At 41.1% G+C, this 12,683-nt stretch carries 11 protein-coding genes; 7 read left to right on the forward strand and 4 right to left on the reverse strand.

The window, feature by feature from the left end; all coding sequences use genetic code 11:
- Positions 1 to 33 precede the first annotated feature (33 nt).
- From HMPREF2086_RS05400 to HMPREF2086_RS05415, 4 genes are all read right to left on the reverse strand, one after another.
- Complete coding sequence (locus tag HMPREF2086_RS05400; RefSeq protein ID WP_023927755.1) at positions 34 to 1,212, reverse strand: metallophosphoesterase; 1,179 nt, start codon at positions 1,210 to 1,212, stop codon at positions 34 to 36.
- Positions 1,213 to 1,429: 217 nt separating this feature from the next.
- Positions 1,430 to 2,350: a PLP-dependent cysteine synthase family protein gene (locus tag HMPREF2086_RS05405; protein WP_023927756.1), complete on the reverse strand. Its 921-nt coding sequence runs from the start codon at positions 2,348 to 2,350 to the stop codon at positions 1,430 to 1,432.
- Between the two features lie 54 nt (positions 2,351 to 2,404).
- Positions 2,405 to 3,568: a trans-sulfuration enzyme family protein gene (locus HMPREF2086_RS05410; RefSeq protein WP_023927757.1), complete on the reverse strand. Its 1,164-nt coding sequence runs from the start codon at positions 3,566 to 3,568 to the stop codon at positions 2,405 to 2,407.
- Between the two features lie 247 nt (positions 3,569 to 3,815).
- Positions 3,816 to 4,640 (reverse strand): cysteine ABC transporter substrate-binding protein, encoded by an 825-nt coding sequence (locus HMPREF2086_RS05415; RefSeq protein WP_034561170.1) that lies wholly within the window; start codon positions 4,638 to 4,640, stop codon positions 3,816 to 3,818.
- Between the two features lie 370 nt (positions 4,641 to 5,010).
- Here HMPREF2086_RS05415 and HMPREF2086_RS05420 point away from each other — a divergent pair, with 370 nt between their 5' ends.
- From HMPREF2086_RS05420 to flhB, 7 genes are all read left to right on the forward strand, one after another.
- The gene (locus HMPREF2086_RS05420) at positions 5,011 to 6,048 is read left to right on the forward strand and encodes a tRNA dihydrouridine synthase (RefSeq protein WP_023927759.1); all 1,038 of its coding nucleotides are present in this window, start codon (positions 5,011 to 5,013) and stop codon (positions 6,046 to 6,048) included.
- Between the two features lies 1 nt (position 6,049).
- Positions 6,050 to 7,348: a hypothetical protein gene (locus HMPREF2086_RS05425; protein ID WP_023927760.1), complete on the forward strand. Its 1,299-nt coding sequence runs from the start codon at positions 6,050 to 6,052 to the stop codon at positions 7,346 to 7,348.
- Between the two features lie 335 nt (positions 7,349 to 7,683).
- On the forward strand, positions 7,684 to 8,169 hold the full coding sequence (locus tag HMPREF2086_RS05430; RefSeq protein ID WP_023927761.1) for an HIT family protein: 486 nt from the start codon (positions 7,684 to 7,686) through the stop codon (positions 8,167 to 8,169).
- A gap of 89 nt (positions 8,170 to 8,258) precedes the next feature.
- Positions 8,259 to 9,116, forward strand: coding sequence for an ankyrin repeat domain-containing protein (locus HMPREF2086_RS05435; RefSeq protein ID WP_023927762.1), 858 nt, complete (start codon positions 8,259 to 8,261; stop codon positions 9,114 to 9,116).
- Between the two features lie 138 nt (positions 9,117 to 9,254).
- Positions 9,255 to 10,394: an aminofutalosine synthase MqnE gene (gene mqnE, locus HMPREF2086_RS05440; protein ID WP_023927763.1), complete on the forward strand. Its 1,140-nt coding sequence runs from the start codon at positions 9,255 to 9,257 to the stop codon at positions 10,392 to 10,394.
- Between the two features lie 219 nt (positions 10,395 to 10,613).
- Positions 10,614 to 11,435 carry a DUF1796 family putative cysteine peptidase gene (locus HMPREF2086_RS05445; RefSeq protein WP_023927764.1) on the forward strand — a complete coding sequence of 274 codons (822 nt, stop codon included), beginning with the start codon at positions 10,614 to 10,616 and terminating at the stop codon, positions 11,433 to 11,435.
- A 134-nt stretch (positions 11,436 to 11,569) separates the two neighbouring features.
- Complete coding sequence (flhB, locus tag HMPREF2086_RS05450; protein WP_023927765.1) at positions 11,570 to 12,655, forward strand: flagellar biosynthesis protein FlhB; 1,086 nt, start codon at positions 11,570 to 11,572, stop codon at positions 12,653 to 12,655.
- Positions 12,656 to 12,683: the final 28 nt, after the last annotated feature.

The raw sequence follows: 12,683 nt of genomic DNA on the forward strand, positions 1-12,683 counted from the left end.
ATCTTATTTAAGCTAAATATTGAAGTGAGTATATTATTTTGGTGGTATGAAGTCAAATACGGCGATTTCGCCATCGCTAAACGCCCTCATAGGTGGTCCCCAAAATCCCGCACCTTGACTTACATAGATATATCCTCCGCCATCGATTTTGTGCAGTCCTTTTAAGAACGGCTGCTGAAGCAACACAGCAAGAGAAAAAGGGAAAATCTGCCCGCCGTGCGTATGCCCGCTAAAAATAAAATCAATGCTTTCAAGCTGATGTTTGTTTAGGTATTCAATTGCTTTTGGCTGATGGGTTAAAAATATCGTAGGAATGTCTATCTCTCTATGTGCGAGTGCAGCGGCAAAATCAGGGCGATAAATCCCCATACGATTCCCCATCAAATCTGTAATCCCCGATAGATTTACAAACGGCTTTTTCTCTCTTTTGCTAGATTCTACCTTGCGCCAAATTATCATCGTTTCATTTAGAAGCGGCGTGATATTTAGGTTTTTTAGCGTAGCGATGATAGAATCTATGTCGTATAAATACTCGTGATTGCCAAGCACATAATACACGCCATATTTCGCCCTCAATGCCTTAAAAATATCCAAACTCTCTAAGGCGTTTTCTAGCTTTGTGTCGATAAAATCCCCCGTGATAACGATAATGTCTGGATTTTCGCCATTTAGCAAATGCACGATTTGGGCTGTGCGCGTGCTATCAATAAGCCCACCGATATGCACATCGCTAATTTGCGCTACTCTAAGAGGTTTTTCTAATCCCTCTAGCTCAAGGCTTGCTCGCTTGATAAGTGGCTGCTCTAGCCCGTGATACAAGGCATATCCACTATACACAAAGCAGAGGGCTACTATGGTGCGCTTGACTTTGGTGGTTAGGTGCTGTGGCTTGCGAAAGATAAATAGCGTGATATTGATAAATGCTGCGATAAAGGCTGCGATAAGGAAAGAAAATGCCACGCCTACCGAGATAGACATCGCGAAAAACAACCATTGCGGAGCGATAGCAAAAGAGCGCATCCACATATAGCCGATACAAAGCAACATATTTCCCCACAATATGCACGCATACACGCGAGATAGCCACTGCCTATGAGAGATAGAGCGCACAAGCAAAAAATAAATCACAATATGAACTAAGACAAATACCCCGCAGGCAAGTAGTGGAAAAAGTAGCGTTTGCATTTGGGCAAATTCTGGCGTGTCTTGCATTCTTAATTCTCCTTAAAAGTTTTTTTTATTTACTCTTTTTTCACGGCTAAATTTTCTCTAAAATCTATGCTAAAAAAAATCTTTGATTAGATAACGCCTATCTTTGTGTTTTTAGCTTTTTGTGTGAAAACCAAAATCCACAATTAAGTCAAAAAAAAGCTAAAAAAACTCTAGCAAATCTTAAGCAAGTAAAATCAGGCAAAATCTAAAATCTGCCCTAAAAAATACCTCTCTCATCAATGTATCTCTCTAGTCTATCGGCAAAAATCGTAACAATATGAGAATTATAAACTTCATTTGCTAGCTTTAGCGCAGCCATAAAGCACGCACCCGATGATATTCCTGCTAGCACCCCCTCTTTTAGTGAGAGCGTTTTCACTCCCTCTATCGCTTCTGCATCGCTTATTTTTAGCACTTTATCAACTAGAGTGCTATCCATTGTTTTTGGCGTAGTTTTATTGCCAATCCCCTCAATATGAGAGCAAACTCCCTCATCTTCTTTGCCAAACCCACCGATATGTGAGCCTAGCGGGTCGCAAAGCATCGTTTTTATGCTAGGATTTTGCTCTTTTAGGTATTTTGCGATTCCGCTGAAACTCCCTCCACTACCCGCACCTGCAATGAAGTAGTCGATTTTTCCATTTAGCTCGGAGTAGATTTCACGCGCTGTGTGAAAATAATGCGCCTTTGGATTATCTCCGTTTTCAAACTGCCCTAGAGAAAGCGCGTTTGGAATCTGTGAGAGTAGCTCATCTGCCTTATCAAGCGCACCTTGTATGCCCTGCTCCTGCGGTGTGTTTATCACTTCTGCACCAAGTGCACGGATAAGGGATTGCTTTTGTTTGGAAAAATGCTCTGGGATAACCAAAATCAACCGATAAGGCGTGTGTAGTGTAGCTAGGGCTAGCCCTAACCCTGTATTTCCTGCTGTGGCTTCGACTATCACGCTATTTTCTTTTAGGATTCCATTTTTTTGGGCTTGCTCTATCATATAGATTCCCGTGCGGTCTTTTAACCCACCTGCTGGGTTTGCATACTCACATTTGCCATAGATTTTATTTCCATTTGGCACTTTTATATGTGCTAGCTCCAAAAGTGGCGTATCTCTAACAGCTTGAGTTATCGAGTGTATAAGCATTTTGTATCCTTATTTTGTGATTTTTCTATGCTTTTTGCATAGATTTTGTGTGATTTAGATTTTGCTTTTGTTTAGCGCGTTTTGTATATCCGCGATTAAGTCATCGACATTTTCTATGCCTACTGATAAGCGGATAAGGCTTTCTTTTATGCCGACACTCTCTCTAATCTCCTTTGGGATAGAAGCGTGTGTCATACTTGCAGGGTGGCACAAAAGCGATTCTACTCCACCTAGTGATTCTGCTAGTGGGATAAGAGCGCAGGATTGTAAAAATGTCTTAAAATCATAGCCACCTTTTAGCTCAAAACTTATCATTCCCCCACCACCGCGTGCTTGGGATTCTTGGGTAGCTTTATCCCCGCTTGATTCTAGCAGGGGATAATACACTCTCTCTATGGCTGGATTTGCCTCCAAATATTGCGCTATTTTTAGTGCGTTTTCACAATGTCGCTGCATTCTAACGCCCAAAGTCTTTATCCCTCGAATCAGCAAAAAGCTATCAAATGGCGCAAGCACCGCACCGATAGAGTTTTGCAAAAATGCGATTCTCTCTCCTAGCTCTTTATCCCCCACCACCACACAGCCTGCGACTATGTCGCTATGCCCGCCTAGATACTTAGTCGCAGAATGCACCACAATGTCCGCTCCAAGCTCTAATGGCTTTTGTAAATATGGCGTCATAAAGGTATTATCCACTATCAAAAGAACTCCGTGCTTTTTGGCGATTTTTGCCACGCTCCCTATGGAGGTAACGGTCATTAGCGGGTTTGCAGGGGTTTCTAAAAATAGTGCTTTTATGTGGTTTTTGTCTCTTTGCAAGCTAGATTCTAGTGCGTTTTCATCGCGCATATCAATGATTTCATACTCTATGCCAAAACGCGCAAATACCTTATCTAGCACGCGGAAAGTCCCACCATAGACATTGCTTGATATTATGATTTTATCCCCACGAGAAAAAAGGCTAAACACGCAGCTACTAGCTGCCATACCAGAAGCAAAGCCAAAGCCAGCCACTCCACTTTCTAGCTCGGCGATAAGTCGCTCTAGTGCGCTTCTAGTGGGATTGCCCGTGCGCGAATACTCATAGCCTTTGTGCTTGCCTAGTGATTCTTGTGCATAAGTAGAAGTTTGATAGATAGGGAAATTTACCGCACCTGTGGCGGCGTCTATACACTCGCCACCGTGGATTAGAAGTGTGTCTTGGTGGAGTTTTTTCATTTACAAAATCCTTATTTGTGTTTTTTTTTATTCTTGGCTTTTTTTATTATCGCAAGATTTTATGCTAGAAAATGGAGATAAAATCGCTTCAATACTAAGAAATAATCTAGTTTAGATTTAGCTTATGCAAGTGTTTTAATAAACCCAATAAAAATTCTCAATTAAAATCTCTCATAAGCCTTGTTACGATTTCATCACGAGACAATTTTGCGACATTCTCCCCCCGCAACGAAAAATATATCAACCACTACTCAAACACCACATCACTTGGCTTTATATCATCGCCAAATACAGGAGCAAGCGTTTGGTTATACGCTTCGGTAAAAAATCCCTCTTTTGCCAAAATCTCCATTTGATTGTTTATCCACTCTAGTAGCTCTTTGTTGTCCTTTTTTACCGCAGGGGCGATTACATCATCTTCGCCTAGCTTTTTTATCCCCACTGCATAGCTAGGATTTTCCTTTGCCCAAGCAAAAAGTAGCGTATTATCGTGTGCGAGCGCATCGCCTCTGCCGTCTTTTAGCGCGGCAAAGGTTTCGGTATTTTGCTCAAATTTTAGTAGCTTGATTTCAGGGTGATTTTTTGTGAAATAAAAATCCGCTGTCGTGCCTTTATTTACGATTAGGACTTTGCCTGCTAGCTGTGATACATTGATGATTTTGCCCTCTTTGCTTACCACACCAAGCGCGACTTTCATATACGGAGTAGCAAAATCCACTTGTTGCGCTCTCTCTGGTGTTTTGGTATAGTTTGCCATCATTATATCAACTTTGTTTGAGCGCAAAAACTCCGCTCGATTTGCCGCCTCGACAAGCATAAATTTCACACCCTCATCGCCACCTAGCAACTCTCTACCAAGTCGCTTAGCCACATACACATCAAAGCCTACATTCTGCCCTTGCTCATTTATGTAGCCAAATGGTGGCTTATCGCCAAACACACCTATGATAAGCTCATTTTTTGCTTTTATGGATTCTAGTGTGCGTGCCTCATCGCCACAGCCACTTAAACCCACGCCTAGCCCTACTATGCCAAGCACTACTACAAATGCAGTGATGAAGCTCTTTGTCATACTTTTTGCTTTTTTTGCTACGCTTTTTATAGCGATTTTTACTGGATTTTTCATTTGGTCTGTCCTTTCAAATTGTGATTTTGCCAAGTTGTGATTTTGCCTTTATTTTTTTGGGGGGATTTTGGTAGCTTTAGATTTTTAAGTGCTGATTTTGCTACCTTAATTTGTCCAAAAACGCATAAAGCAAGTGTGCGATTATCTCATAAAATTGTTAAGCCTTTTTCATATTTGCACTAGATTTGTGCTAGATTCTTGCTTTTATGCTAGGATTTTATGCAGATTTTAGGTTTCGCATAAATTTTGCTTACACAATAATTACTTTTAAGGCTTTTAGCAAAATCAAGGCTTTTTAAACTTTTAAGGACAAAATATGCCTAAGATAAAAACACCACAAGAGCAAAAAGACATAATTTTTGAAAATCTATTATTTTTAGCTCCACTTGCAGGATATACAGATTTGCCATTTCGCAAAGTAGTCAAGCGATTTGGCGTAGATATTACCGTTAGTGAGATGATAAGCTCCCACGCCCTAGCTTTTAGTAGCGCAAAGACACTAAAAATGCTAGCCAAATCCCCCAATGAAACGCCCTTTTCTGTCCAAATCGCAGGCTCAAAACCCGAAGTGCTAAGCAAAGCCATAGAAGTGCTAAACAAGCAAAACGAGATAAATAAAAACTACATAGACATACTAGATTTTAACTGCGGCTGTCCAGCCCCCAAAGTCGCAAATCACGGCAATGGAAGCGGACTACTAAAAAATCTAGACTTGCTTGTAAAATGCCTAAATCTCATTAGAGAGCGCACCAATGCCCGCTACACAAGCGTGAAAGTTCGGCTAGGATTTGACAAAAAGATTCCCCTAGAAATCGCAAACGCACTAAATGACGCAAATGTAGATTTTGTCGTGGTCCACGCCCGCACAAAAGCCGATGCTTACAAAAAGGAGCGCATAGACTATCAAGCCCTAGAAAATATGAAGCAGGTTTTGCACCACCCACTAATCGCAAATGGAGAGATAGATTCTCCCAAAAAAGCGAAAGAAGTGCTAGATTTCACAGGCGCAAATGGCGTGATGATAGGGAGAGCCGCTCTAAAATCTCCGTGGATTTTTTGGCAGATAAAGCAAGGCAAGCGTAGCGATGAGCTACCAAATGTCATCAAACGCGAGATTGTGCTAGAGCATTTTGATGCGATGATTGATTTTTATGGCGAGCGCGGGGCGATAATGTTTCGCAAAAATCTGCACGCCTATGCCAAAGGCGAGGAGGGTGCTAGTGCTTTTAGAAATGTGGTAAACAACATAAGTGAGCCAAAATCTATGCGTGAAGCGATAGAGGAGTTTTTTGATGAGTCGCGTATAAAGGCGGATTTTCAAGCCTTTGTAGAGCTAAACAAAAAGAGCGTGTAAAATGCGTGCAATATGTAAGGAAATAGTGAGTGTGCCTCTTGCTTTAGTGGCTATATTTGCGCTTATAAGCACACAAATGCTACAAGCCGCACCAAATAGTGAAGCAAAAACCACACGATACCCAAAACTAATAAAAGATGAAAAAGCCACAAAAAGCAAAAATACCCGCCCTACCCGCAAAAATCTAAAAACCACACAAAAAAATGCACAAGATTCCAAAGAATCCCAAAAAGAAGCAAAGCAAGAAGCCCAAAAAGACGCCCTAGCCCAAGACTCCATAGACAGAATCCAATACTACTCCCAAGACTATGAGGAATCGGGCGAAAAAATACCTATCGAGCAAAAGCCACCGCGACTTATCGGGGATTTACTCCGCTTGTATATAAGCAGTGGGGTTGTAAGCTCTAGCTCCACTGCTACCCAAAACACCAACTCTATGAGCAAAGAAGTCGCCACCTGCCCAGCTCAGCTCTGTCGTGGCGACACCACAAATGCAAACTATCAAGGCACGCTAAACAAAGGCTATGCCCTAGAGATAGGTGTAGAGCATTATTTTGATAGATTTGATATTTTCGGTATTCGACTATTTGGCGAGATGAGTATCAAAAATGGCGGATTAGGCGAGCTAATCTCTAGCAGTCGTGATACAAGCACAAATAATGTCCCAAGTGGTGGGATTGATACCATAAACCCAAATCCAACCACCCCAACAAATGACAAATTTACATTTGCGCAAACACCGCAACCTAACAAAGACTTACAAGCCACTCTTGCAGACAATGGCACATTTATGACTTTTGGCTTTGGTGGGGACATCATAGTAAATGCTCCGTTTGATTATTGGCTTCGCAAAGCGGTAAATGCCAAATCATCGTGGTGGAAAAATCGCCTAGCCTATCTAAAAATAGGTGGGTTTTTTGGTGGGGGAGTGGAGTTTGGGCGATTTTCTCAAGGCGACAGTAGCGATAAATCGTGGCAAAACGAGCTAGCCGCACAAGGAAAAAGTAGCAATCTTTATGACTCGTTTTTTGCCTCGGGCAGTGGAGCATTTTTGCGCTATGGGGTATCAGTATATATCACGCGATTTTTTCGGGTAAATTTTGGCTACAAGCATAATTTTTATAATATCGCAGCAGAGCGGTGGTATGGGTATAATGGACTAAATTGCACGATGAGTGGCAATGCTTGCAATGCTGGCTCTGTGCGCGAAAACGACCCCAAAAGTGAAACACTTTTTCGGCAAAAATATGTCATCTCTCACGGCAATGAATGGTTTTTAAACACCTCATTAAGTTTTTAGCATTTTTACGCATAGATTTTACTTTTAGTCCATATTTGTAGCACCTGCCAATATTGCTTTGCATTGACTAGCTTTTTCTTTTTGGTTTTAACGCATAGTTATTTTTAATTTCACGAATTTCCACGCTTAGTTTTTATATTTGCTACTTAAGTCGTAGTGATTCATATAAAAAAATAAGGTAAAATCCTTGTTTTTGACTTTTGGACTTTTTAAAAAAACTTTGGAATCTTAAAAATCTTGTTAGCTTCTTGCTAGATATTGCTAGTAAGATTTGGCAAAATCTTTAAGATTTTGTGCCAATGATTCCAACGCAACCAAAATAAAGGATTCTCTAAATGCAGCAAATCTATGCACCTTGGCGAGCGAAGTATTTTGAAAACGAGGAAAAAGGCTGTCCATTTTGTGCTATCAGCCTAAACCCAAGCGATGATGAAGCAAATTTCGTTTTCTTTCGCGATGAGCTGTGCTTTTGTGTGATGAATCGCTATCCATACACACCCGCGCATTTTCTCATTATCCCCCACGAGCACCAAGCCTCGCCCACACAGATAGGCACACAAGAGTGGCTACACCTCCAAACACTATCCCAAAAAGGTGTCGCGCTTCTAGAGGAGTATGGCGCACAAGGCGTAAATATGGGGCTAAATATCCACAAAAGCGCGGGAGCTGGAATCCCCGAGCACTTACACATACACCTTATCCCTAGATATAGTGGCGATACCAATTTTTTCACTACCATTAGTGAGTGTAGGACTTTTGGCGTGGATTTCAAAGCGACTTTCCAAAAGATAAAATCCCTTAGTCATAAACACTTTAGTTAGTTTTTAGATTTTGTAAATTTTTAGAAAGAATCCCGATATGATAGATTATAGCATTTGTGTATAGACACATAATTTTAAGGAGAATCTAGATGGGAAATAATTTTTTTAGATTGTTTTTTGCCTTTGTGCTGTGTGGGGGGATTTTTAGCACTCTTAGTGCAAATCGCTATGATTATTTGCTCTTTTCAAACAACTACGCCGATGTCCGCAAGGGAGTGGATTTGGGTGCAAATGTAAATAGCAGACTTCGAGGAAGCACGCCACTTTATGACGCTTCGCGCAAAAACAACACTGATATTTTATACCTCCTACTAAAGCGGGGCGCAAAAGTAAATGCTATCTCTCACGGGGAAACAGCACTGCACAAAGTCGTGCAGTTCAACAACCTAAACTTCACTCAAATCCTACTAAAAGCGGGGGCAAACCCAAATATTAGGGATTCTATTCGTGGCAATACCGCTTTGCACTATGCGGTAGCTTTGCGCAACTCACAGATGATTTCGCTTCTTTTGAGCTATGGTGCTGACATCACTATCACAAATAGTGCTGGAGATACGCCCGCAAGATATGTGCTCTCAAATGTAAGCGTGCCAAGTATGCAGGCACAAAATAAGCATATTTTGCTTAGCACCACGCCATTTCGCGTAGGCTCTGGAAGTGTAAATATAATGGTTCAAAACCTCACAGAATCTTTTATCACTATCACTTATGGTGCGCTGTATATGAATGGAAATCTAATCTCTGAGCAAAGTTTCTCACGCAAGATTCCACCTCACTCAAGCGTAAGCGTGGGTAGCTTGCCCATCTCGCAGGATTCTTATGAAAATGTCTCTGTGAAGCGAAGTGGAATCGCAACGGTAAAATATGGATTTGGGCTTGAGTATGAGATTGAGGGGAAAGCGGGGAATTTCTACCAAAGCGCAAAAGCTCAAATGCAAGTGTGGTAAGCGCAAAAACTAAACACGACTAAATAAAATCACAAACAAATCAACCACAAGACAAAAGGCAAAACAACTAAAGCAAAAATAAGGTAAAGATTTAAGGTAAAAAAAGGCAAAAAATAAGGCAAAAAATAAGGAGAGCAAATGAGCGCGACAAATACCGCAAGCACTGCAAATATCTCAACCACTTCAGCAAATCCACTCACTATCTTAGAGCAAGTCCTAGCAGGGAAAGAGTGCTCTGCTAGCGAGCTAGTGCGCTTGTATGAGTGCGATATTTTTACGCTTGGCGAGGCAGCAAACTCTATCCGTAAGCAAAAATACGCAAACAAAGTATTTTTTAATATGAATCGCCATATAAATCCCACAAATATCTGCGCTGATGTGTGTAAGTTTTGCGCGTTTTCTGCAAGCAGGCGAAATCCAAATCCATATCAAATGACGATTGAAGAAGTAGTCGCCCAAACGGTCGCTTCACAATCTCGTGGGGCAAAAGAAGTGCATATCGTCTCTGCTCACAGCCCGCACTATGCTTATGAATGGTATATGCAGTGCTTTAGCGAAGTCAAAAAAGCCGCACCAAAAATCCACCTAAAAGCAATGACCGCTGCGGAAGTGGATTTTCTTAGTCGTAGATTTGGCAAAGATTATCGAGCAGTGCTAGAAGATATGGCAAAAGCTGGTGTGGATTCTATGCCGGGAGGTGGGGCTGAAATCTTTGATGAAAAAATCCGCAAAAAGCTATGTAGTGGCAAAGTATCTAGCACGCGCTGGCTAGAAATCCACTCATATTGGCACTCACTTGGCAAGATGAGTAATGCCACAATGCTTTTTGGACATATTGAGGAGCGAATCCACCGCATAGACCACATTTTAAGGCTTAGAGATACACAATGCGACACACAAATCGTAGAATCCAAAAAGGGCGGATTTAACGCATTTATCCCCCTACTCTATCAGCGCGAAAACAACTACCTAAACCTACCCCAACCACTTAGCGGACAAGAAATCCTAAAGACTTTATCTATCGCTAGAATCATTTTGCACAATATCCCACATATCAAGGCGTATTGGGCGACACTTGGGGCAAATCTCGCCCTTGTAGCCCAAGAATTTGGCGCAGATGATATGGATGGCACGATAGAAAACGAAAGCATACAATCCGCAGCAGGCGCAAAATCCAAAAAAGGCATAAGCAAAGAAATGATGATAGCACAAATAAAAGATGCGGGATTTGTCCCTGTGGAGCGCGATAGCCTCTATAATGAATTGCAAAGCTACTAAAAATAATTGCTTTAAGATTTTACGCAAGTTTTTATTTTTAAGTCTTTTTTTTTTGCATTAGCCTTTTTTGCGATTTTCCCACGCTTAAAATTTGCATAAATATTCACAAAATCATCGCTTTATTTGTCGTCTTTCATAGCTTTTCATCACCATTTCATCGCCAAAATGAATAAAAATCTAGCAAAAACATAAAACCACATAAAAATCTTAAGGAAAAATATGCGTTCGTATCCGTTGTATTTAGAATGTGCCTTGCGTTTAAGTCGGCTTTTTGCCATATTTTTTCCTAGTAAATCCTTGCGTGCAAAGGTGCGTAGCTTGCCTTTTGTGCTTGCTCATCGCACTTTTTGTAGATTTCAAAAAGACACGATTCAAGCAGATATATTTATCTCTCTAGGAGAAGCGTGCAAACCAGCACTTCACTTGCGCAACTATGGGCTACGCAAGCTATCTTCCCCACTTGATTGGATGATGTGCTATGATTTAGATGAGGCTTATCGTTGCTTTGAAGTGGGGTTTGGCGATTTTTTTGAAAAATGCTATGAGGAAAAGTCAAAAAGTGCTAAAGAACGCTATGTAGTCTCTACTAGCAACGCAGGTATGGTAAGTATCCACGCATTTCCCAAATCTATCCCACTAAATCAATATCTGCCTACTTTTAGAAAAACTATGCAGTGCCGTTTTGATAGGCTAAAATCTAAGATTTTGGCTTGTGATTGTGTGGCGTTTGTCTGTGGGAGGACAAATAGCATAGAAGAGCTAGCTGATTTTGGCAAAAAGATTGGCAAACTTTTTGAGAGAGAATCCAAAACGAGAGAGAGAGAGAGAGAGAGAGAGAGTAAACCGCGCATTATCATCATAAACATAAGGCACAAAGAAAATATCCCAAAAAATCAAATCACAAAAGAAGTGCTAGATTTTGGAGAAAATCTGCAAGTGGTGGAATTTATCTGTGATGATACTAGCATAAATGAGAAAAAATACTTTCTAGGCAATACTTTGGCGTGGCATAGCGTGATGCTAAACCTTAGACTTTCATAGATTTTTATCTTTTGGCTAGATTTTACCCTTTGTGCTATAATCCTTTTTTGTAAAAAAACGCATTTTAGGCACAAAATCTAAAAAACACGCAAAAACACAAAATCCCCTCACAACCAAAAATCTAAAGGCACAAAATGGCAGATGAGCAAGAAAAAACCGAAGCCCCCTCCCAGCACAAGCTCTCCCGTGCAAAGCAAGAGGGAAATGTCGCCAAAAGCCCCGAAGTCAGCGGAGTGGTGGTTATGCTTGTGGGGCTTGGTGTGCTGTTTTTGTTATTTCCTTTTTGGCTCGACAAAATCAAGGGAATCTACACTTATGCCCTGCATTTCCCACAGACAGGAAATGGCACAGATTTGACAAAAGCTGATGTTGTAAATATTTTTTGGAATCTAGTGAGTGTTACGGGCATTATGCTATTGCCTATATTTTTGGTGCTACTTGTGGCAAGTATTTTAGGCAATGTCGCGCAATTTGGATTTTTGCTAAGTATCAAGGCGATTTATCCCAAATTTAGCAAAATAAATCCCATAAATGGTTTTAAGCGTATTTTTTCTTTGCACAATCTTGCAAATGGTGCGCTTATCACGCTAAAAGTGCTTGTGGCTTTGGGCGTTGGTGGAATTATACTGCTATTATTTTTGCACGAAATCGAGGGTGTAGCTCATCTTGGTGCGATAGAGCAAATTTTGTGGTGGCGCAACAAATGTTTGATTTTGATAGGCTCGATGATTGGGGTGTTTGCACTAATGGCAGCAGCTGATTATGCGCTTAAGCGCAGACAATACATAAAATCTTTAAAAATGAGCAAGCAAGAAGTCAAAGATGAGTTTATCCAGCACGAAGGAAATCCAGAAATAAAAGGCAGAATCCGCCAGCTTATGCGCAAAAACGCGATGAACAAAATGATGAGCGCGATTCCAAAAGCCCAAGTAGTCGTTACCAACCCCACGCATTACGCCGTAGCACTTGCGTTTGATAGCCAAAAAGACCAAGCCCCGCGCGTAGTCGCAAAAGGCATAGACCACCTAGCTATCCGCATAAAAGATGTCGCTAGGCAAAACGACATAGAAATCATAGAAAACCCACCTCTAGCGCGAAGCCTCTACAAAGACGCACCACTAGATAGAGAAATCCCTAGAGAGTTTTTTGAAGTGGTAATCTCGGTGCTGATACAGGTAAATCGCTTGCGACTAACCAAAGGAAAAAAACCACTATTTTAGATTTTGCGCTGAATTTTTATCGTGTTTT

The sequence above is a fragment of the Helicobacter macacae MIT 99-5501 genome (genome assembly GCF_000507845.1).
Taxonomy (GTDB): domain Bacteria; phylum Campylobacterota; class Campylobacteria; order Campylobacterales; family Helicobacteraceae; genus Helicobacter_B; species Helicobacter_B macacae.